This is a genomic window from Lysinibacillus sp. NPDC096418 (genome assembly GCF_044762775.1).
In the GTDB taxonomy this organism is placed as follows: Bacteria; Bacillota; Bacilli; order Bacillales_A; family Planococcaceae; genus Lysinibacillus.
Map to the genome: position 1 here is coordinate 295,128 of NZ_JBIWEY010000001.1, position 22,343 is coordinate 317,470.

Genomic DNA, 22,343 nt, shown 5'->3' on the forward strand with positions numbered 1-22,343 from the left:
CACATTTATCCGTTTAATCATATCAACTTTCTATTGTTTCTGAAAACCTCACAGCTAACCCTACTATATTATTCTCTCACTAGAACGAGAGATAATTTTATAAAAAACGGTATAATGATACAAGATACTTATGTTTGGAGGCTTAAATATGGAACTTAAGGAAACATTACAATCATTTTCAACAATGACCTTCGCTGCTCGTCAAGCATTTTTCTTAGAAAATGGTGATACACTTTTACAGCAAATGCTTGCACACATCGGTTCCACCGATGCTGAGTTGCGTGATCATCTCATTTACCGGACATTCATCACTTTACTTAGCGATAATCTATTGCAGACTCATCAACTGCAATTTTTATTTGATACAGCAACAAGTGAGGAGTTTTTGTATTCACGTATCGGTGAAGACGATACTGATAGTGTTTTCACGCGCTCATTCTCAGCCCTACTTGTAGCAGGGATACTTGCAAAAGATGCCGAGTTACTAGTTATAGAAGATCAAGGTCTACATACTTTCTTCAAAAAAATTGGCCGGTACTTACTTTTAGAAAAAGATACGCGTGGTCAAGTTGAAGGAAAAGGCTGGGCGCACAGCATTGCACACGGTGCCGATTTGGCAACAGCGACCATTAAACATCCTAAATTCGACTTACAGTATGCACCTTCCATTCTACATGCACTAAAATTAACGACCTGGAAAGATGTAATCTACGTCAATGACGAAGAGGAACGCTTAGTAAATATTGTTGAAGCTTTACTTAATCGTGGCTATTCAGAGGACGCTTTAATCGAATGGGTGGAGCAAGCCTTCGATAAATTCGAAATGCATCTACTAACCCAAGGATATACTAATAGCTTTTTTAGTGGACGAACATGTACGTTGAATATGATGAAAACCTTATTCTTCGCCTTAAAAATGAATAATCAAGCCCCTAAACTCCAAAATGCCTTATATGGACAAATAGCAAAATGGTTGAAGCTAGGAACTTAAAGCCATCTACATCTCTCTTAAAAGAGTATCCTAAACTACTGGATGCTCTTTTTATTATTCTCCAAAAATAACTAATACCTTAATTTGTAAGTTATTGAAACTCCCTTAATATATTGCCATAATTCCTTCATATATCTAAAAATACCCATGTTAATTATCCTTTTCATAGAAATATTACCCTTTTATGTCCATAAAACATCGTTTTCTCATAACCCTTTTTATAATACATATCAACTATTACGAACTGAAAACTCTTATTTTTTTACGATATTATTACAATTTAGCGTCTAAAATGTGAAGTTCAATTATTCATCAATTTTTTATTTACTTAGTTAAACATCACAAACTCAATGTTTTCAACGTTTATACAGTGTTAATTTAGTTAATGAAGAAAATACCAATTACAAAATAGTAATATTCGTTCAAAAAATGTTCATAATCGGTGACAATCCACCTACAATTCTATAACAAAATAATGTTATTTCTCTGAGACGGGGCGTATAATCCTATTTGCAAACACAGACAGCGATTGTCAATGAGAAAGAATAAAATTCCAATCAAAACTCATTGACATGCTAGATTATGTGGCGTTATAAATTTTCCACCTACATATCTGTCTACTTTGCTATCACTTGCATTGACCAATCAAATATAGATTTTCATTTCATATCTTATATAAGTAAGTCATTGTCAATGCGAACCTATTTGATTGGTACAAAAGATTAAAAGAGGTGAGTATTTTCCCTACTATTCGTTAATATTTTTTAACGCGAATCCATACACCAAAAATGAATTTTAGGAATTGCCGTTTATAGAGAGGAGCCAAACATGAATAAAAAAACACGCCTAATGTTTTTAGCTTTCGCGGTACTTGCGATTCTTAGTGGCTGTGAACCATTGACAGTCCTTGATCCAAAAGGACCACAAGCACAAACATTATCAAACACAATTATCTTATCCATTATTACAATGGCCTTCATATTAATTGTCGTGTACGTACTTTTAGCATTCATGCTAACAAAATACCGTGCATCAAAAACGCCAGCTGATTACGAACCACCTCACGACGAGGGTAGTTTAGCTCTGGAAATCACATGGACAGCGATTCCAATCCTAATCGTTACTTTCTTAGCGATTGTCACTGTCAAATCGACATATAGTGTTGAAACGACACCTGAAGGCTATGAAAATTCAGAACCACTTGTTATTTATGCATCATCATCTAACTGGAAATGGCACTTTAGTTATCCAGAAGAGGGTATTGAAACTGTAAACTATGTTAACCTTCCGACAGACCGTCCTATCGAATTCAAACTTTATTCTTTCGGACCGATCACAAGTTTCTGGATTCCACAACTTGCTGGTCAAAAATATGCAATGAGTGACATGTTAACAACTATTCACCTTGCAGCGGATGAAGTTGGATCATATATGGGTCGTAACTCGAACTTCAATGGTCGTGGATTTGCTGAGATGGAATTCGAAGCACAAACTTTGACACAAGCTGACTTCGATCAATGGGTTTCTGACGTAAAAGCAAAAGAAAAACCATTAACAAAAGAAAAATTTGAAGAACTATTAGAAGCTGAACACGTTGGTCGTTCAAGCTACTCTTCTACACACTTAGAATTTAGTCCTCCTCCAATGGAACATTCAGAAATGACTGACGCTGATGGAGAAATGGATCATTCAAACATGGACCATGAAAACATGGATCACTCAAATAAATCACACTAATTTTCAAACACGAAAGGAGCGCATCCAATGAGTATGGAGGAAATTTTGCATCCAATGCAAGAGCCGATGATTTTAATGGCAGCAATTAGTATCGTTGTTGGTACTGTTGTAATTGCAGCTGGTCTTACTTATTTCAAGCAATGGGGCAATTTGTATCACAACTGGCTCTCAACGGTAGACCATAAAAAAATCGGTATTATGTATATCGCAGTCGCATTATTAATGCTATTCCGTGGTGGTATTGACGCACTTCTAATGCGTGCGCAAACAGCCGTTCCTGATAACGGACTTTTAGATGCACAACACTACAATGAAATTTTTACAACACATGGTTTAATCATGATTTTATTTATGGCGATGCCTTTCGTTATTGGTTTAATGAACATCGTTATTCCACTACAGATTGGTGCACGTGACGTTGCATTCCCACGTCTAAACGCGGTCAGCTTCTGGTTATTCGCAGCTGGTGCAGGTTTACTAAACATTTCATTTATCATCGGTGGTTCACCTGATGCTGGTTGGACAGCCTACTTCCCACTAGCGGGTATTGAGTTTAGTCCAACCGTCGGAAACAACTATTACGCTTTCGCACTACAATTATCTGGTCTTGGTACGTTAATGACCGGTATTAACTTCATCGCAACAATTATGAAGATGCGTGCACCTGGCATGACATTAATGAAAATGCCTATGTTCACTTGGTCGGTATTAATTACAAACGTTATCATTGTATTTGCTTTCCCAGTATTAACTGTAGCACTTGCATTAATGACATTAGACCGTCAATTCGGCACAAAATTCTTTGCTATGTCAGACGGTGGTATGGACATGCTTTGGGCCAACCTATTCTGGGTTTGGGGACATCCTGAAGTATACATCGTTATCCTACCTGCCTTCGGTATCTTCTCTGAAATCATTGCAACGTTTGCACGTAAAAACTTATACGGCTACAAATCAATGGTTATGAGTATGGTTGTTATTTCTTTACTGTCATTCTTAGTATGGGCTCACCACTTCTACACAATGGGTCACGGTGCTATGGTAAATGGCGTATTCTCAATTACAACAATGGCAATTGCAGTACCAACCGGGGTTAAAATATTCAACTGGTTGCTCACGATGCGAAAAGGTAAAATTACCTTTACGACTCCGATGCTTTATACACTTGGCTTTATTCCCATCTTTACGATTGGTGGGGTTACAGGGGTTATGCTTGCAATGGCAAGTGCCGACTATCAATATCATAATACGTTATTCTTAGTTGCCCACTTCCACTATGTATTAATTCCAGGTACAGTATTCGGTGTACTTGCAGGTTACCACTTCTGGTGGCCGAAAATGTTCGGTTTCCGTTTAAATGAGAAATTAGGTAAGCTTGGTTTCTGGTTAATCGCTATTAGCTTTAACGTAACTTTCTTCCCTATGTTTATCCAAGGTTTAGATGGCTACGCACGTCGTATGTACACGTACTCTGAATCTACAGGATACGGTCCATTGAGTATGCTATCATTCGTCGGTGCACTTGGACTTGCTACAGGTTTCGCAGTAATTGTTTATAACATTTACTACAGCTGGAGACATATGCCACGTAATGAAAAGGCAGATGTTTGGGATGGTCGTTCTTTAGAATGGGCTACACACTCTCCAGTACCTGAATATAACTTTGCAATTGTACCAACAATCAACCGTTTAGATGAATTCTGGTTTGCGAAAAAAGAAGGTCGTGACATTACGGCTGGAAAATATGAAAAAATCCACATGCCAAATAACTCTGCTGCACCATTCTGGATGAGCGGATTCTTCTTCTTAGCTGCTTTCTTTGCGGTATTTAGTGCATGGACACTAGCTATTATTAGCATGCTTTGTGTATTTGGTTTCATGGCTGTTCGTTCATTCGAAAAAGACGATGGCCGTTACATTTCAGTTGAAGAAATTACGGCAACTGAAAAACGTTTGAGAGGTGACAAATAATATGAAAATAGATTCTTCACTTCCATTAGAATATAGTACAGAGGAAAATCGTCTGAAAATCTTCGGATTTTGGATTTTCCTTGGCGCGGAGATTGCCTTATTCGCTACACTCTTTACTGTTTACTTTGTATTAGAAAACCGTACAGGTAGTGGTCCAACTGGTGCTGAGATTTTCGAATTGACGCCTGTATTACTGGAAACTTTCATACTATTAACAAGTAGTTTTACTATCGGCCTTGGTATTCATGCTATGCGCCTTGGCAATAAAAAAGCGATGATGTCTTTCTTCATCATTACGCTAATTCTTGGTCTTGGTTTCTTAGGAATTGAAATCTTTGAATTCTTCACTTATGTACATGAGGGCGCTACAATTACTACAAGCGCATTCTTATCGGCATTAATGACTTTACTAGGTACACACGGAGCTCACGTTACTTTCGGTTTATTCTGGGGTACTGCGATTTTAATTCAAGTTGCAAAACGTGGTTTAACTGATAAAACAGCTAACAAAGCGTTTATCTTCTCACTGTACTGGCACTTCTTAGACGTTGTTTGGATTTTCATCTTCAGCTTCGTCTACTTGAAAGGACTGATTAGCTGATGAAGGAATTATTCCCTAAACAACATGTGATGGGCTTCGGCTTCTCACTTTTACTAACACTTGTCGCTCTATCTGTAGTGATATTCGATATGTCCTATAACATTGCTTTCACTATCTTACTAGTTACAGCTCTTGCACAAGCAACTGTTCAATTAGTGTTGTTCATGCATGCTGGTGAATCTGAAGATAAGAAATCAATTTATACATCAATCTTATACGCAGTATTCGTTGGTGTTGTTACAATCCTTGGTTCTCTACTCACAATGATTTGGGGTTACCAATAAGTCAAGCAAGCCGAGAAAATGGTTTTCATTTTCTCGGCTTTTTTTATGCGTACCACGCCTCTACTGCTTAGCACATTTCTAAAACCCCCCCTTTTTTTAAAAAAACTTTTTATTCTGAAACTTTATCCCGTGTTATTCGTACTAGTAATGTAATTCTTTATTATAAAAAAATGGGAGTTGGATGAGATGAAAAAATTTTTCACAGTTTTAAGTGCAGGTGCTGTTGCACTTGTATTAACAGCTTGTAACACTAGCGCTACACCAGAGAAAGGTACAACAGATACAAGCAAGTTAACTTTAGAGCAAGTATATGAGAAGGCCGTAGAACGCCAAGTAGACATCAAGAGTATGAGCGCAATTATGGATATGGAACAAGCAATGAAAGTTGTTAACGGCGAAGAAACGATAGAGATGAATATGGATTCTCAAATAGACATGGACATGATCACCAAACCACTTGCTATGCACCTCTCTGGTACTATGTCTGCACCTGACATGTTTGGTGGAGGCACTGAAGATTCTAAGCTACCAATTGAAATGTATATGAAGCAGGATCAAGGATTCTTTATGAAAGACGAAACATCAGGAAGTTGGATGAAGCTACCGAATGAACAATTCGACGCTATTCTTGACCAAACTGCTTCGTCCGCTAACGCGCAAGAGCAACTAGCACAACTTAAAGAATATATTGATGACTTTACATTTAAACAAACAGACGATACGTATGTTTTAACATTAAATGCACAAGGTGATGCCTTTAAAGAACTTATCCAATCTGAGATGGATAAAACAATTGGTGCAGGGAATAACCCTCTTGATGGCTTAAGCATTGATAAAGCAAACTACGTAATCTATATCGATAAAGAAACGTTCGATACAAATAAAATGGACATGGAATTTGATTTAATAATGAAAGTAGAAGGTCAAGAGGTTTCAATTCAAACAAAATCTGTAGTTACCTATTCAGAAATCAATAATATAGATTCAATCGATATCCCTCAAAGCATTATCGACACAGCAACAGTAATTGAAAATTAAACCTAATTACAAGCCAATTACTGAATTCTCTTCAGCAATTGGCTTTACTATTAGTAGTAATGCTTACTCGGTTGCTAAGACGTATGTTAATTTTTATAGAAGTAGATAGTACACATGCTAGCATCAAAAGTAATACACCTAGATTTTTCATAATTTCCTCCCCTTCGACAGACAGATTATTTTATGCAATATATTAATACGCACTCTATTTTATTCCTTAAATAAAAAAAGACCCAGCTTTCACGTTAAGTGAAAACTAGGTCATTGATAGATGAGATAATACTTTCTCTATGATTCCCTGCAACGAGAACTCTTTTAGTTAATGTTCTATATCATGTACCACAATAAGTTTGGTAAGGGCAGTTTGATTGCGGTGGCAGTGTTGTGTATGTGTCCTGTTCAGGCACGTGCGCAAATGGGGTCGTAAGTGCTTTCAGAAGCCGTTCCATCACACTATAATCTGCTTGCTCTACCGCAGCTGCTATTGCTTCTTCCACCCGATGATTGCGAGGAATTACTGCTGGGTTATTGTCTTTCATCAACTGTTTTGCGTTGTCTTTGGATTCCGTCTGCCTTGCAAGTCTTGCCTGCCATTTCTCATACCATTGAGTAAACTCTTCAATGCCAAACAGAGCTGTATCTTCCAGTTTATCCAACGTTAATGCGCGGAAGGTGTTCGTATAGTCTGCTTGATGTTTTTGCATCAAACTGAAAAGCTCCTCAATCAGTGGCTCATCCTCCACCTCTTCGTTAAACATCCCTAGTTTGGCTCGCATACCTGTTAGCCAAGTCCTGTAATATAGCTTAGGAAAATCTTGAATTGCTTCTTGGGCAAGGTTAAGCGCTTCTTCTTCATCGTCATGCAGAAGCGGTAAAAGTGTTTCTGCAAATCGCGCAAGATTCCATCCAGCAATACGAGGCTGATTCCCATAAGCGTAGCGCCCTTGCGTATCAATTGAGCTGAACACTGTAGCCAGATCATACGTATCCATAAATGCACAAGGACCATAATCAATAGTTTCTCCACTAATCGTCATATTGTCGGTATTCATTACCCCATGTATAAACCCAACTAATTGCCATCTAGCGATTAACGTTGCCTGACGTTTGATGACCGCCTGAAGTAAATTCAAATAGCGGTTCTCATCAGCATCAACGTCTGGATAATGTCTTTGTAAGGCATAATCAGCTAGAGCACGAAGGTCCTCAACTGTTCCCCACTGTGCAACATATTGGAAAGTTCCGACGCGCAGATGACTAGCAGCCACACGAGTCAAAACAGCACCAAGTAGCTCTGTTTCACGGATAATCGACTCTCCAGTTGTTACTACCGCTAGGCTACGAGTCGTTGGAATACCGAGGGCATGCATTGCTTCACTGATGATGTATTCTCGTAGCATGGGCCCTAGTGCCGCACGACCGTCTCCTCTACGCGAATAAGGCGTTCTACCAGAACCTTTGAGCTGTACATCAACACGTTCTCCCAACGGAGTGATTTGCTCGCCAAGTAGAATAGTTCGACCGTCCCCTAACATCGTAAAATGGCCGAATTGGTGGCCCGCATAAGCTTGTGCAAGAGGACAACCACCTTCAGGAATGCGGTTACCTGCAAGGACTGCTACTCCTTCATCACTTTTTAAAATTTGAGCGTTCAATCCCAATGAATTAGCCAATAAATCATTGAAAACAATCAATTTTGGCGAACGTACAGGATTGAGATCAAGCCTAGTAAAAAGTAATTCGGGAAGTCGGGCATAACTGTTGTCTAAGTTCCACCCTGCTTCTGTTTTTTTTGTCATCGTATCCCCTTTTCTTATTTCATTTTGTGTAACATTTAGTGTTTACTGCCAACAATTGATTATACACTTTCTATACTTTTGAATCCTCTATTATCCAATCTACAGCACTGATTAAATCCGGGAAAACGGCGTCTGCAAGCGGATCACTTTTCCCTAAAAATACACCTTTCGTTCCCGCCCTCTTTCCTGCAATAATGTCTGTATCGGTATCGCCTACCATATAAGACTGGGATAGCTCGACATCATATTTTTCACTTAGATCTACAATCAATTTACTTTTCGGCTTACGACATTCACAGCCCGCTTTTGGCTTATGCGGACAATACGCCACATCATGAATTGTTGCCCCTTGCTTCTTTAATTCCGCAATCATATAGTCATGGATTTTTTTGAGCTGCGATTCCTTCATAAACCCCAATCCAACACCACCTTGATTCGTTACGACGAAAATAAAATCAAAATAATCGTTCAATTTTTTAATCGCTTCTGGCACACCTGGTAGGAAATATAGATCCTGCGGTTTATTTACAAACTTCACACGATCCGATAGTACTTCATTTATTACACCATCACGATCTAAAAATATTGCCTTTTTCATTATGCTCACACCTTTACATTAAATAGCACGCTTCATTTTGGACTTTCATCCAACAATTTATTTTTTCATATAATAAGTATAACCAGTAAATACAGCTTTCAATGACGAATGAGGATTGTTCATTTTTATCATTATTAGAAAGTAGGTGGCACCGTATTATGGTAGAAAAAATTGCATGGGTTACAGATACGTCTGCATATTTAAGTGACTCTTTTATTGAAAAATTGAACATCCATGTATTTTCAATTAGTGTGATATTTGAAGAAGGTGCTTTTAGAGAAAAGATAGAACTAACACAGGCAGAATTTTATGAAAAAATGAGGAACACAAAAGCACTTCCGACAACCTCACAGCCGCTCTTTGGAGATATGGTGGATCTTTACACACAATTAAAAATGAAAGGGTATACTTGTGCCATTGCCGTTCATCCCACAAGTTTATTATCCGGAACGTATGAAAGTTCTTTAGCTGCTGCTAAACAAGCGAACTTTCCGATTTATGCGATTGATTCAAAAATCATCTCCTATCCGATGCAAAAAATTCTCGAAACAGGCCATGCTCTCGAAGCACAAGGTGTTAAAGCAGATGACATTGCACGAATTCTTGAAGATATGACTAACCGAGTAGAGCTATCCGGTATCCCAGCAAACTTAACACAACTCTATAAAGGTGGACGTGTACCTGGCATCTTTGCTTTACTTGGCAATTTACTAAAATTAAAGGTAATTGTCTCGTTTCAAAACGGACGTGTTGTATTAAAGGATAAAGTACGCACCTACAAGCGCGCTAAACAATATGTAAATGACTTACTACGTAAAGAATTAAAACAATCTACAGTTACTGAAGTGGCAATTGTCCATAGCAATAACGATCAAGATGCCGAGCATTGGAAAGCTGAACTCCAAGCCGAATTCCCTTCCATTCAGTTTATAATCTACCCTTTGAGCGCTAGTATAAGCGTACATACGGGAGAAGGCACAACCGGTCTCAGTTGGGTGAGGGATTGTTAATGCAATTAATGTTTCTTTAGCTGGCGTTTTTTCTTATTCTACAAAAAAAACGCCTTAAACCCCTGAAATTAGAGGCTTTAAAGCGTTCAATTTTCATCTGAATTTTAATAAAGTGTTAAACATCCTAGAACCTTTAGCGTGTTTAAATAATTTTAACGTACTAATAACACATCACATTTAGCAAGACGAACGATGCGATCTGCTACTGAACCAATCACCATTTTTTCAAATTGATTGACACCCGTTGCACCGCATACAATTAATCCGACATCAGGAAGCCCTGTCAGAATAACCTTAGGGGAACCCATTTCTACTACAGCCTCTACATTCGCTATACCAGCTGCTTTTGCTTCATTTTTCAACTTTTCAATTTGGATAATGTTTTCTTCTTTAAGTTTCTCCGCATATTTTAAATCATATGCCGAAACTGATCCAAATGACTTAGTGTCAACAACATTCACTAATTGCAAAGTAGCTCCACTCTCTATTGCTACATTTACTGCGCGGTTAAACGCCTTCAAAGACTGTTCTGAAAAATCAATTGCTACTGCGATTTTGTTATATTTAGTCATTATCATAATCCTCCTAGAAGTTTATTCAATCATATTAAATTTTACACTATTTCTAACTAAGTAAAACTAATTTGATAGTATTGTTGGAAAATTGACTATATAGCAAGATTCACAGTCCTTTTAATCCAAATGTAAAAGTGAAACTCTATACAACTTATCGTCATTCTCTTGTGGATCCCCACGTCCATCTGTATTATTGCTAATAAAATATAGGAAACCATCCTCTACTAAGACATCTCGGATTCTTCCGAGTTTCGTAATTATTTCTTTTTGTTCACCTGTAACAAGGTCAAATTCTAAAACCGTATTTCCTCTTAATGAAGCGACGTATAATTTACCATTATAATAATCCATTCCAGAAGGAGCCCAAGTTGCATTGCTTCCAGATGTAAATAAAGGTGTAACCATCCCCTCTTGTTCTTCGAGTCCTTCGATAAGCGGCCAGCCAAAATTTTTACCCGCTTCTATTTTGTTAATCTCATCAAAGGCTGAATTACCGTGCTCACTAACATAAAGTGTCCCGTCCGACGACCAGGTAATTCCTTGGGGATTACGATGACCATAACTATATACATAGGAGTCTGGAAACGGATTATCACTTGGTACAGATCCATCTAAATTCATTCTAAAAATTTTTCCACCTAATGATTTTAGATCTTGTGCGATTGAAGGTTGACTCGCATCACCTGCTGTTGCATAAAGCTTGCCATCAGGGCCAATTTTAAGTCTTCCACCGTGATGGTAGGTACCACTAGGGATTTTATCGAGGAGCAAGCTCTCTTCTCTCCAACGATTACCTTCTAAGCGTAGTGTTACAATACGGTTAAACTGTCCAGAACTGTCCTCATAAGTATAATAAGCATAAGCGTGCTTCGAATCTGAGAAATCTGGAGCAAGTACAAACCCTAATAACCCTGCCTCCGAAGCAGTTGAAAGTTCTTTTTTGAGCTCCACCCCTTGGCTATCTATTGCTCCATTAACTATCTTCAAAATATTTCCTGGTCTTTCTGATAAATAGAAAGTGTCACCTAACTTCTCAATCGACCATGGTGTTTCTAGATTGTCCGCGACGACAACTAGTTCTTTATTGGATACTGTTGTATCTTTAAGAGTTTCATTTTGTTGTTGCTTATTTTGAGAACACCCTACTAATAGAAGTATTGTCAACAAGAGTAGAATGAAGGCTTTCTTCAACTACATTCACTTCCTCTTTTTATATTTGGATTTTACGTTATTATTTATCCTCAACTTTATTAGCATAGAGGTTTATTAGTATATATGTTGGACTTACGAATTTAAGTAACATTAACTAAATGTTTTGGGAGATTACTCATAATGGAAGAAAGAATGTAACAACAATGAAGCAATCAATGTTTAGAAAAAATCTGGATGCCATGAATTAAAGTGAAATATAGACCATTACTTTTATATCGCCATTTTAAATAATCATTTTACTCAAAGAAGACAATTTAAGGGGATTATAGAATGTAATTGTGGAGGTTAATCAATTTCTAGGAGGGGCTATGTATCTAATAGGGAAAGGTTATCTACTATATTTACAAATTTTGCAGAAAACAAATAAAAAGGTTCTAGTGGATTGTACGAATACTTGGCGCTAAAAATTAAACAACGTTCCATAATTCATGAAACGCCACACAATTTAAAAGCAATCATTTTCTTACTTCACTAAAAAAATAATCATAACTCTATGTAAAACACATGAAAATAGCATGAAGAATATGATATGGTAGATTATCTACAACTAATGATTAGAAGGTGAAGACCATGCTAGAAGTAAGTGACAGTATATTAGCACAGTATGTCGTACATTATGTAAGCGACACGCTTGTTTTGGGAGAAGAGGCATTCACGCGTCCTGAGGTCATGCTTGAAGCAGCCTTTACACAATTAGCGTTTAACAAACTCGATTTTGACCAACAATATGAATTTTTCCACGAAACGGACATTGGATTAAATGAAGTATATACGTATGTGAAATCTATTTTCGATAATGAGAATAATTTCCTTGAACAATCCAAGAATATCGCAACACACTTACAAAGTTCATCTGGGCACCCTAATATTAAAAGCGGTGAATTGTTTATTGGCTTATTCGAAAATTGTTTAATGTCTACAGAGGCAAAAAAGGTAATTGCCATCGTCAAAATTGATGAAAAGGAAATGTTTTTAGATGTAAAAAACGAACAAAACAAAGTAGTTGTAAATGGCATCGACGGTATTAATGTTAAGAAAATCAATAATATGGCCGTTATCGTGGATATGGGGGCAGACGAAGCTCCAGCTGTCTTTATGAAGACGAAAAAGAAAGAAGATGTCATCTACTGGCAAGAGCGCTTTTTAAAGGTGAAGGTAGCGGATGAACATTATCATAAAACGAATTTAGCATTAACAGAATGTAAAAAATATATTTTAAAAGAAGAGAATTTTACAAATACCGAAAAGTTAGGGCTATTAAACAAAACGCTCGATTATTTTAAAAATGAAGAAGAATTTCAAGTAAACGATTATATTGAAACGGTATTTGAAAAAACAGAGCCCGCACAAAAAGATCTAATCGTTAATTCAGTAAAACCCTACGAAACAGTTATTTCTGAGAGCGCGATTGCTAAGGTAGAAAAAAGTTATAAGCGGAAGATTAAACTCGACTCCAACATTGAGATTCAAGTGAACGTACAGAATATCGATCAAGTGGATGAACTGATTGAGTTTGGCTATGATGAAACAACAAATAGAAAGTTCTATAAAATCTATTTCCAAGAAGAAGCATAAGAAAAAATGACCGAATCCCACACTTCATAGAAGTTGTGGGATTTTTTATGACCTTCCACCCCCACAACTAAAGTTAGTATGCTGTTGCAACTTTTCAGCATATATAAAGTAGAAAGAATCATATATGTAAATTATTGTTGTAATTTCCTCATATACGAAACTTTTCCATCGTTCATTCGTAATAGTATAGGTGTGACTTACATTAAATCACTGAAGGAGAGGAAATAATTGAAAAACTGGATTAAGAAATCAATCGCTGTCGTAGCTTCTACTGCACTAATGATTCCTGCCACTTCTGCCTTTGCAGAGGAACCACAAAAAACAGCGAATAGTACTCTAACTAGCAGTAAGGAACAAACGTTAAAGCAGTTAGAAAATCAAAAAGAATGGATTAGTAAGGATACAATTATCGTCAAGCATTCAGGTCTTGCAAAGAATGCGCATAAAAAAATCGGCTCAAAAGTGATCCGATCTATCCCTTCATTAGGTTACGACGTTATCCAACTTAACAAGGGATTAACTTTAGAAAAAGCAGTTTCATATTACGCAAAGCAAAAAGGAGTTAAAAGTGTATCTCCAAGCTATGTGTATCACTCTTTCAACACAGGAGTAGATCCTAAGAAAAAGGATATGTATCACCTAGACTTGCTTCAAATTGATAAAGCCTTAGAATTAGCAGGTGATCATGAAGTAAAAGTAGCAGTTATCGATACTGGCGTGGATTATAAACATCCAGATTTAAAGTCTCAAATACTTCCACCGTATAATGCAGTAGCGCCTGCAAATACTGCATATTCCGGTTACCATGGAACACATGTAGCAGGAATTATAGGAGCGGCAAAAGATAATGCTATAGGAGGACATGGGATTAATCCAAAAGCGAAGATTCTTCCGATTGATGTTTTCAATGGAAAAGAAGGTGCCTATGATTTCGCCATTGCACAAGGTATCCTTTACGCCATTGAGCAAGGCGCTGATGTTATTAACATGAGCCTTGGCGGCTATGGAGAATCTCCACTAGTGAAGGAAGCAGTTAAGAAAGCGATTGATCAAGGAATTACTATTGTAGCAGCAGCAGGAAATGAGTCGACAGATGATTACTCCTTCCCCGCTTCTTTCGAAGGTGTCATTAGCGTAGGTTCTACAAATGATAGAAACAAACTCTCAAGCTATTCAAACTACGGTCCATCGGTTAACTTGGTAGCTCCAGGTGAAGATGTATACAGCACTGTTCTTGATGTGAATAAAGGATCTTCCTTTGTAAAGGAGAGCGGGACATCGATGGCATCTCCCGTTGTTGCAGGTGTGGTGTCCCTACTAAAATCTAAATATCCAAATTTAAAGCCTTATGAAATAAAAGCTATTCTCGAAATGACCTCAAAGGATTTAGGTGAGAAGGGCTATGATCTCACATATGGACATGGCCTTGTCAACCCTGTGAAGGCATTACAGTTTGATTTAAAGAATCTACCTGAGCAGTATTCAGAGACAAACGAAGAGCGTATGAAAAACGCCAAGGTGCTCGAAAAAAATATATTGAATACAGAAGAAGGTAAATTCACGCAGCCAGACGAGAAAAAATGGTACAAGGTCGATCTAGAATCAAACGAATATGCTCAACTGACATTAAAAGGTGCAAACAAGTACGATTATGCATTTGATTTGTACTTCTACCCTTCAGACAAAAAAGGTGAAGTTGAACCAATCAACGTGAATGATGTCCGTGTAGGAAAGCAAGAAGGATACCTATATAAAGCAGACAAAAAAGGAACCCTTCTAGTTGGAGTTAAAGATCATAATGGTAGCTATAACATTAAAGGCGAGTCCAACTACATCTTCACAGCTCAAACATCTATAGAATTACCAATTGATTCATTAGATATTGACAACATGGATAATATCCAACAGTTCCCATTTAGTACAGAAGGAAAAAATTATACCCTACTTTCTAAAGATCAACAAAGAGACCAAGATTATTTCACATTTTCAGTTAAAGAACCAACAACACTAAAATTTGATTTATCTGGTATACCAGGTGTTACAGCATCTATGGAACTTTATCTTAAGGAAGATCTAGATACTGTACCGACAGAGGAAGTGGATGATGAGGAATTGTATGAGCCTTATCCTATGCAATCATCCTATGGCACAGATAAAGGCGACGGAGTAAGCCTTATTATCGATGCTATTCCTGATCAAGAGTATGTACTAAGTGTATCGAATGAAAATAGTTTCGACATGTTACTTGGAATGTTCTTTAGCGGTGGCATTGAAATTGAAGAAAGTATCAGTGAATCAACCCTACCTTACACATTAAAAGGAGGAGTCATTACCCTTCCCAAAGATGAAGACGGGCTACCGTTAAATGAGGAAGTACTAGAAGGAGAAGTACTAGAAGGAGAAGCACAAGAGGACCTTACATCCTTAGAGCAATATCAGACAAAAGAATATCATAAAAAGAATGATTTATTGAATATGTTAATGAGTCTAGACGCTACAGGAAGTCCGGAAGAAGTAGATCTAATCATGGAACATGCGATTAGTTTTGATATTGGGAAAGATCAAAAAGCATACTTCCAAACAGAATATGATGAAGATTACTTCTCATTTAAAGCACAAGAAGATGCCGTATATGGTTTCCACATTAAAAAAGGTATGAACCAAACACCATCTGGTACTATATTTGAATACGACGAGGAAACAAATGAATTATTACCGATTTCTTCGTTAACTAATGAATTGGGGTTACTTGCTCTACTTCTTGGATCAACAAGTGATGAAAATGATGCCAAAACAATTGCTTTGAAAAAGGACAAAACTTATGTTTTAAAAGTAGTCAATTACGGTGATCGTTCTTCAGAACCATATACCCTTAAAGCAAGTAAAATGGCAGATATTCCGAAGGACAATAATAGCAATAATAATACACCGATAGAAGCGCTAACTATTCAACCTGGTACAACATATACTAATCATCTCATCTATCAAGATGATACGGATCACTATTATTATAAACAACGAGGCAAAGATGAAGTCTTGAGTCTTCTTGTTTCTTCTGTACCATATACACCTGAACAGCTAAATCAATTACCTAAAGAACTTCAAAATGACTTAAAATTTTACGGCTCCATTATTGAAGACACAAATGGTAATATGGAAATTGATCCAAAAGAAATGGCAACAGAAGTTCCCTTTGGACAAGGTGAGAGCTTAATTGAACAACTACTTGGTATTTTTGGGACAACAGAAGTAAGCACATCTTTTAAAGCAAAAAAGAATTACGGTTATTTTATTCTTGTAAACGGAGCCAATCTTGAACAAGTATCGATGCAACCGTATAGTTTAAACATTTTTAATCATACAAGAGTAGATGAAGATGCAGATTCCAAGTTAGTTAACGGCGTACCAACAAAACCTTCTATACTCACGAAAAAAGACGATACATGGGTAGCTACTCAATATCTAAATTCAGGTGTTCCATTTGGTGACAAGGACCATTTTGTATTTAACAATGACCGCAAACGCGATGTGTACTTCTCTCTAAAAACAGAAAAAGCACTTGATGGTGTCATCCGTATTATTGATGCAAAAGGAAAAACAGTAGAAACGTTAGATTTGTACGGAGCTGAAGATGATGAAGTAGGTACAATCGAATTGGACAAAGGAACTTATTATATTGAAGTAAGTGAATATTACGGCAAAGCTAGCACACAACCGTATACACTTGAAATAAAATAAGCTATAATTCCCCTGAGCTGAAAAAATGAACTTAGTAAAAGGACAAAAATTTCAGTTTGGGGGATCCAAACTCAAAGAAAGAAATTAAACGACAACTGTGCCCTCGAGATTACGTTCATGCTAGGCATAAAAAAAGAGACATCCTAATGAAAGGATGCCTCTTTTTAATTACATCATTAAAAATTAAAGTTTTACGATGTTTGTAGCTTGTGGGCCACGTTGACCTTCTTCTACTGAGAATTCAACTTTTTGACCTTCGTCAAGTGATTTGAAACCTTCACCTTGGATAGCTGAGAAGTGAGCGAATACATCGTTTCCGCCTTCTACTTCGATGAATCCGAAACCTTTTTCTGCGTTAAACCATTTTACTGTACCTTGTTGTGTCATTTGAATGACCTCCATTAATTGTATTAAATAATATCACATTTCTTCAAAAGAAAAAATTCACACATTACAAAAAGTATCGAATAAAACATGATCACTCTTTGTAATATGTGAATTCATTATTTCTTCGTAATCGATCTTATTAACTTGATTATATACTAAAAAATCATATTTGTCTAGCGCAACGATTAACTTAAAATTCCCAGCAATATGTCCATAGTTAATGAGCTGAATTTCGAGTATACTTCACTCTCACGACTCTCCCTATTTAACAATAGGTAAACCCACCACTAACATTGTGATGTAAAGAAATAATATTGTTGATTCATTTCGTTCCTAGAATCACAATAACCACCTATCAGCCACTTAGATAGATGGTTATAAAGATGGTATTCATTTCAGAAGACGAATCGTCCCTCTATCCTTTTATTCCTCATTAAACCAAAGTGGATCGAGGTCATCAACGTCGCCATTGTAATTAATAAAAATTTCGTCACCTGCTTTTATATCAGTAAAAGCAAAGAAGTCGAATGTGTTATTTTTGAAATTAATTTCATAAGTTGCATTTGGTTCATACGAGTGGTTAAATAACATGCCATAACCAAGAAGAATAGCAGATTGACCTATGCCAAACTCAAAAGCGTAATCCCCTAGTATCGTTTTTTCCATGTACTTATGCTGTTCATTTGGATAAGAAATGACAGGAGCTTCATGTAAAAGCTCACCTTTTTGGATATCACGTGTAGCGAATACCCCTCTATTGAATTCTCCACCACTTATCGGAGATGTTTTTACTTCAATCATGTTTGTTCTCCTATTCACCTAAAAAAATTTACTTACTAACTGTAACATTAATTTGAACATTGAGCTCTTTTTATTCTAACAAAATAACTTCAATATATATTAAACACCTTTTTCCGTCATCAAACAAATGAAAAACAATCGACGATGATGTTCATTACAAAGATTTGATCCCTAAAACTACCCTGTTATAGTATATTCAGCTTTTAGTATACAAGCTTTTTCCATAGAAAAAACCGAATAAAGCACATTTTAAAGTGCCTTATTCGGGGATAGTTACTTTTTAAAACACTGTTCAACTCTTTTATCAAAGTATTCGCGATAAAGCTTAGTTAATGAATCAGTTCCCCACTGTAAGCCACTTTTCTTCAAAGTCAGTTACAGGGAGTGGGCGGCTAATGAAATAGCCTTGAGCGTAATCACAGCCAATCTCAGATAAGAACTGATATTCTTCTTCTCCTTCTACCCCTTCAGCTATGACTTTCAAATCGAATTGTTTTGCTATCACAGTAATATTTTTCACAAGTGCTTTGTTTTCATCATTTCGATTCATCCCCATGACGAATGATTTATCGATTTTCAATGAATCTAGAGGATATTTACTCAGGTAGCTAAGCGATGAATATCCTGTTCCAAAGTCATCCATTGATAGACTTATACCAAGTCCCTTTAATGCATATAACTTTTCTATCATCGACTCAGCATACATCGCAATACTCTCAGTGATCTCTAATACTATATAGTTCGCATCAATTGCAGCATTCTCGATTGCATTTTTCGCATACTCAAAAAACGCTGGCTCAAGTAACTGCCTTACAGATACATTAATACTTATTGTTAATGGCTTACCTGATTCTGTTTGCCATCGGATATTTTGTTTAATCGCAGTATCCAATACCCATTGGCCTATTGGAATAATCATTCCGGTCTCTTCCGCAATTGGAATAAATTCATCCGGTGTAACTTGTCCTAATATTTCATTATACCACCGAATCAGGGACTCCATCCCTACGATTTCATTTGTTTTTACATCTATAATAGGCTGATAGTAAAGTTCAAACTCCTCATTATCTAGTGCAGTTCGTAATTGTTTTTCAATCATCATTTTCCTATAGAACTGATGCTGCATTTCTGATGTGAATAATTGGTAGTTGTTTTTCCCTTTTTCTTTCACATAGTACATTGCGTTATCTGCATGTTTTATTAAAGTGTTCGCATCATCACCATCTCTTGGAAATATGCTGATTCCAATGCTCGGTGTAATGAAATACTCACTACCATCAACCAAAAAGCCATTTTTAAATTGTTCCAATAATTCTTCGGCAAAAGCCTCACTATCTTCAGCATTATAATCTGGCAGTAAAATTGTGAATTCATCTCCACCCAGACGATAAATATCCGCGCAGCTATGTCTTTGCTTTAGTAACATTCCAATACGTCTTGATACTTCTGTTAATAAAAAATCACCGACATCATGTCCGAGTGTATCATTGATGTATTTAAATCTGTCTAAATCAATAAACATAATTGCATTCTGACTTGATTCAATTTTAGCTTTTTCCAAAAGGATCGTTAAATCCTCATTGAACATTCTTCTATTCGGTAGCCCTGTTAAGGCATCATGATTGGCTTGATATTTGATTTCATCTTCATATTGCTTTCGTTCCGTAATATCAGTTGATACAGCAAGCAGCGCTGACCGATCATTTATATGTATAGGTACTTTGACGGTCTGCACCCAAATATTTTCTCCTGATGCAGCTGTAATAGATTCTTCTCTTATGAAAACCTTCTCCTGTATTTTGCATTGACTCGCCACTTGTCCCTCAACGAAAGGATCTTTATTTAGGTCATCATCAGATTTCCCAATCATATCTTGAATGTTCATACCCCTTAATTGAGCATATGATTGATTCATAAGTGTATAACGGCCGTTTTCGTCTTGAGCATAAATATAATTTGGATTTAGATCAATGACTTGGAATAAAAACTTTCTTTGCTCACTTAACTTCTTATTCATATTGTTAACGATATCAATATGCATCCGGCTCGAAAGGATTAATATTGATATAGCATAGACTAGCAATGCAATCGAACTTGGGTACAATCTGGCCGACGGAAACATGTTTAAGAGGCCTATTGCACATCCAATTGATGTAAAGATATTAAAATAAATCACAAATGATCGTATACTCTTATTTTGCACATTTAAACTAATCAAAAAACAGACAGGCATACTCACTAAAAAGAGAATTAGGTTTGAACAAAAAGTCCACGACAGATCTCCATAAACAGGAAAATAAAATAAACTAGAACCCCTTTGTATAAGTTCTATTCTACTAACCCCTTTATCACTCCACCCGATTAAATAAACAACAAAGGCCACCCCATAAAATAATAAAACAGTAGTACGATTCACAAGAAATTGCCATTTCCTTTTTAAATCAGATGGCAATGTATCTTGAACTATTGTATATCCTAGATAGAATATCGTTGGAGTAATCATAATAGAGCCAAAACGGAAAAGCTTAAAAAAGAATTCTACAGTCTCTTCTTTAAATAGATTAAAAGAATACAAAAATGCAACATCTAATTGCCAAACTGTAACCATTAATAGAAATAAAAAAATAACTTTTGATAGTTTATTTTTTTTGAATAAGCCTAATATCGTAATACCAACACAGATGGGAATACAAGATAGCAAAATTAAAAAAATAAAAAACATATAATGAGCCTCCTATATACGTGTCAGTAATAGACTTGCATTATTCCCACTTACCCCATGATTAGTTATGCAAACGGACTTAACAGCTTGATGCCTCGTTTCATAAACAATCGGTATGTCCTCAAATCCCTTCCCAAATGTTTTGATTGTAGGAGGGATAAACCCATATTCCATGGACAGCAGCGATGAAATGATTTGCATTGCTCCCATTGCACCAAATGAATGTCCTATCATTCCTTTAACTGAAGTGATGGGTACCTCACAACCTAATGTTTCCTTTAGGATATATCGTTCAATTTGATCATTTACTTCTATACCAAGTGCCTGACTATTTACATAGCATGGTATAGTATCTCCAATGGTTTCTTGAAAAACTTCAAGCATATGTCTACCTGTTGTATCGGAACTTAATAGTTTTTGCCCTTCATTTCTTGAAACGACACGTTCTATTTTGCCATAGATCATTTGTTTACGCGCTTGTGCAGATTTTTTGCGTTCTAGAACAATTATTCCTGCCCCCTCGGATAAAACAAATCCACGATGCTCCGTCGAAAATGGAACTCCAGCTTTATCGATAGTAGCCTCAGTTGAGAGTGATCTCATTTTTTTAAAGCCATTAATTGTCCATTGACCTAAAGGAGCATCTGTTCCTCCTACTATGCAAGCATCTACACTGCCACTTTCAAGTAGGAGTTTCCCAATCGAAACTGCATCCAGACTAGCAGTACATCCAGTTGTAACTGTAAATGTAGGCCCACAAGAACCAATTGCTTCTGCAACAGAACCCGAGAGTGTGTGCGGATCAGCGTATGACACTCCTTGAATTGGAGTTGTCTTCACATCAAAAAATTTAGAAGAGTATTGTTCAAGTTCAAGAATAGCGCCAGCAGCTGTTCCAATAATCACTGCAATTCTGTGTGGTTTGAAATAATCTAAGTTCGACATTTCAACTGCTTCCATTGTCGCAGCAATCGCCATTCTTACTGCACGCGAATGTCGTTTATAATTTTTCCCCTTTATCTCTATAAAGCTATCCTCTATCAAACCCGCAACAATACTAGAATGGGGCTGATTATCATTCTTTAATATGCTCTGAGTACAAATTCCTTTATCTAGTACATTTAAAAAACTAAATTTATCAGAAACACCAGGTGCTTTAATCCCATACCCTGTAATTACTATATCATCCAATTATTTCACCTACAAAATTTTACTTTAATTTATTATATACGACAAAATCTGGCGTCGTCTATATTGACAATCCTTTAGTTCTACGAATACAAATAGAAGCGGTCTTAAGAATT

The 22,343-nt window shown here is 36.6% G+C and carries 17 protein-coding genes; 9 read left to right on the forward strand and 8 right to left on the reverse strand.

Features of this window, described 5'->3' with window-relative positions:
* Nucleotides 1-148: 148 nt before the first annotated feature.
* The 6 genes from ACIQZG_RS01390 (at nt 149) to ACIQZG_RS01415 (ending at nt 6,622) form a co-directional block, all read left to right on the forward strand.
* The gene (locus ACIQZG_RS01390; protein WP_402753362.1) at nt 149-991 is read left to right on the forward strand and encodes a DUF2785 domain-containing protein; all 843 of its coding nucleotides are present in this window, start codon (nt 149-151) and stop codon (nt 989-991) included.
* Nucleotides 992-1,819: 828 nt separating this feature from the next.
* On the forward strand, nt 1,820-2,728 hold the full coding sequence (gene qoxA, locus ACIQZG_RS01395; protein ID WP_402753363.1) for a cytochrome aa3 quinol oxidase subunit II: 909 nt from the start codon (nt 1,820-1,822) through the stop codon (nt 2,726-2,728).
* A 27-nt stretch (nt 2,729-2,755) separates the two neighbouring features.
* Nucleotides 2,756-4,699, forward strand: a complete 1,944-nt coding sequence (gene qoxB, locus ACIQZG_RS01400) for a cytochrome aa3 quinol oxidase subunit I (protein WP_402753364.1) — start codon at nt 2,756-2,758, stop codon at nt 4,697-4,699.
* A 1-nt stretch (nt 4,700) separates the two neighbouring features.
* Nucleotides 4,701-5,300, forward strand: a complete 600-nt coding sequence (qoxC, locus tag ACIQZG_RS01405; RefSeq protein WP_402753365.1) for a cytochrome aa3 quinol oxidase subunit III — start codon at nt 4,701-4,703, stop codon at nt 5,298-5,300.
* Nucleotides 5,300-5,584: a cytochrome aa3 quinol oxidase subunit IV gene (gene qoxD, locus ACIQZG_RS01410; RefSeq protein ID WP_402753366.1), complete on the forward strand. Its 285-nt coding sequence runs from the start codon at nt 5,300-5,302 to the stop codon at nt 5,582-5,584. Before qoxC ends, qoxD begins: the two co-directional genes overlap by 1 nt.
* A gap of 186 nt (nt 5,585-5,770) precedes the next feature.
* Nucleotides 5,771-6,622, forward strand: coding sequence for a DUF6612 family protein (locus ACIQZG_RS01415; protein WP_402753367.1), 852 nt, complete (start codon nt 5,771-5,773; stop codon nt 6,620-6,622).
* A 332-nt stretch (nt 6,623-6,954) separates the two neighbouring features.
* Here the strand turns inward: ACIQZG_RS01415 and ACIQZG_RS01420 are convergent, their stop codons facing one another.
* Together ACIQZG_RS01420 and ACIQZG_RS01425 are read right to left on the reverse strand one after the other, a co-directional pair.
* Nucleotides 6,955-8,421 (reverse strand): protein adenylyltransferase SelO, encoded by a 1,467-nt coding sequence (locus tag ACIQZG_RS01420; RefSeq protein ID WP_402753368.1) that lies wholly within the window; start codon nt 8,419-8,421, stop codon nt 6,955-6,957.
* Nucleotides 8,422-8,491: 70 nt separating this feature from the next.
* Nucleotides 8,492-9,019, reverse strand: a complete 528-nt coding sequence (locus ACIQZG_RS01425) for a D-glycero-alpha-D-manno-heptose-1,7-bisphosphate 7-phosphatase (protein WP_402753369.1) — start codon at nt 9,017-9,019, stop codon at nt 8,492-8,494.
* Nucleotides 9,020-9,177: 158 nt separating this feature from the next.
* Between ACIQZG_RS01425 and ACIQZG_RS01430 the strand changes: the two genes are divergently transcribed.
* Nucleotides 9,178-10,029, forward strand: coding sequence for a DegV family protein (locus tag ACIQZG_RS01430; protein WP_402753370.1), 852 nt, complete (start codon nt 9,178-9,180; stop codon nt 10,027-10,029).
* Between the two features lie 152 nt (nt 10,030-10,181).
* Here ACIQZG_RS01430 and ACIQZG_RS01435 read toward each other — a convergent pair whose 3' ends face one another.
* Nucleotides 10,182-10,601, reverse strand: coding sequence for a universal stress protein (locus ACIQZG_RS01435; RefSeq protein ID WP_402753371.1), 420 nt, complete (start codon nt 10,599-10,601; stop codon nt 10,182-10,184).
* A 120-nt stretch (nt 10,602-10,721) separates the two neighbouring features.
* Nucleotides 10,722-11,795, reverse strand: a complete 1,074-nt coding sequence (locus ACIQZG_RS01440; protein ID WP_402753372.1) for a PQQ-dependent sugar dehydrogenase — start codon at nt 11,793-11,795, stop codon at nt 10,722-10,724.
* Between the two features lie 591 nt (nt 11,796-12,386).
* Here ACIQZG_RS01440 and ACIQZG_RS01445 point away from each other — a divergent pair.
* Nucleotides 12,387-13,391 carry a nucleoid-associated protein gene (locus ACIQZG_RS01445; RefSeq protein ID WP_402753373.1) on the forward strand — a complete coding sequence of 335 codons (1,005 nt, stop codon included), beginning with the start codon at nt 12,387-12,389 and terminating at the stop codon, nt 13,389-13,391.
* A gap of 228 nt (nt 13,392-13,619) precedes the next feature.
* Nucleotides 13,620-17,129, forward strand: a complete 3,510-nt coding sequence (locus ACIQZG_RS01450) for a S8 family peptidase (protein WP_402753374.1) — start codon at nt 13,620-13,622, stop codon at nt 17,127-17,129.
* A gap of 183 nt (nt 17,130-17,312) precedes the next feature.
* Here the strand turns inward: ACIQZG_RS01450 and ACIQZG_RS01455 are convergent, their stop codons facing one another.
* The 4 genes from ACIQZG_RS01455 to ACIQZG_RS01470 form a co-directional block, all read right to left on the reverse strand.
* Nucleotides 17,313-17,516 carry a cold-shock protein gene (locus tag ACIQZG_RS01455; protein WP_172772242.1) on the reverse strand — a complete coding sequence of 68 codons (204 nt, stop codon included), beginning with the start codon at nt 17,514-17,516 and terminating at the stop codon, nt 17,313-17,315.
* A gap of 423 nt (nt 17,517-17,939) precedes the next feature.
* Nucleotides 17,940-18,317 (reverse strand): SET domain-containing protein, encoded by a 378-nt coding sequence (locus ACIQZG_RS01460; RefSeq protein ID WP_402753375.1) that lies wholly within the window; start codon nt 18,315-18,317, stop codon nt 17,940-17,942.
* A 337-nt stretch (nt 18,318-18,654) separates the two neighbouring features.
* On the reverse strand, nt 18,655-20,334 hold the full coding sequence (locus ACIQZG_RS01465; RefSeq protein WP_402753376.1) for a sensor domain-containing protein: 1,680 nt from the start codon (nt 20,332-20,334) through the stop codon (nt 18,655-18,657).
* A gap of 717 nt (nt 20,335-21,051) precedes the next feature.
* Nucleotides 21,052-22,230, reverse strand: a complete 1,179-nt coding sequence (locus tag ACIQZG_RS01470; protein WP_402753377.1) for a beta-ketoacyl synthase N-terminal-like domain-containing protein — start codon at nt 22,228-22,230, stop codon at nt 21,052-21,054.
* Between the last annotated feature and the right edge of the window lie 113 nt (nt 22,231-22,343).

Coding starts and splice junctions, on each gene's coding strand:
- ACIQZG_RS01390 (WP_402753362.1), top strand. CDS start 149: ATGGAACTTAAGGAAACATTACAATCATTTTCAACAATGACCTTCGCT.
- qoxA (WP_402753363.1), top strand. CDS start 1,820: ATGAATAAAAAAACACGCCTAATGTTTTTAGCTTTCGCGGTACTTGCG.
- qoxB (WP_402753364.1), top strand. CDS start 2,756: ATGAGTATGGAGGAAATTTTGCATCCAATGCAAGAGCCGATGATTTTA.
- qoxC (WP_402753365.1), top strand. CDS start 4,701: ATGAAAATAGATTCTTCACTTCCATTAGAATATAGTACAGAGGAAAAT.
- qoxD (WP_402753366.1), top strand. CDS start 5,300: ATGAAGGAATTATTCCCTAAACAACATGTGATGGGCTTCGGCTTCTCA.
- ACIQZG_RS01415 (WP_402753367.1), top strand. CDS start 5,771: ATGAAAAAATTTTTCACAGTTTTAAGTGCAGGTGCTGTTGCACTTGTA.
- ACIQZG_RS01420 (WP_402753368.1), bottom strand. CDS start 8,421: ATGACAAAAAAAACAGAAGCAGGGTGGAACTTAGACAACAGTTATGCC.
- ACIQZG_RS01425 (WP_402753369.1), bottom strand. CDS start 9,019: ATGAAAAAGGCAATATTTTTAGATCGTGATGGTGTAATAAATGAAGTA.
- ACIQZG_RS01430 (WP_402753370.1), top strand. CDS start 9,178: ATGGTAGAAAAAATTGCATGGGTTACAGATACGTCTGCATATTTAAGT.
- ACIQZG_RS01435 (WP_402753371.1), bottom strand. CDS start 10,601: ATGACTAAATATAACAAAATCGCAGTAGCAATTGATTTTTCAGAACAG.
- ACIQZG_RS01445 (WP_402753373.1), top strand. CDS start 12,387: ATGCTAGAAGTAAGTGACAGTATATTAGCACAGTATGTCGTACATTAT.
- ACIQZG_RS01455 (WP_172772242.1), bottom strand. CDS start 17,516: ATGACACAACAAGGTACAGTAAAATGGTTTAACGCAGAAAAAGGTTTC.
- ACIQZG_RS01460 (WP_402753375.1), bottom strand. CDS start 18,317: ATGATTGAAGTAAAAACATCTCCGATAAGTGGTGGAGAATTCAATAGA.
- ACIQZG_RS01465 (WP_402753376.1), bottom strand. CDS start 20,334: ATGAATAAGAAGTTAAGTGAGCAAAGAAAGTTTTTATTCCAAGTCATT.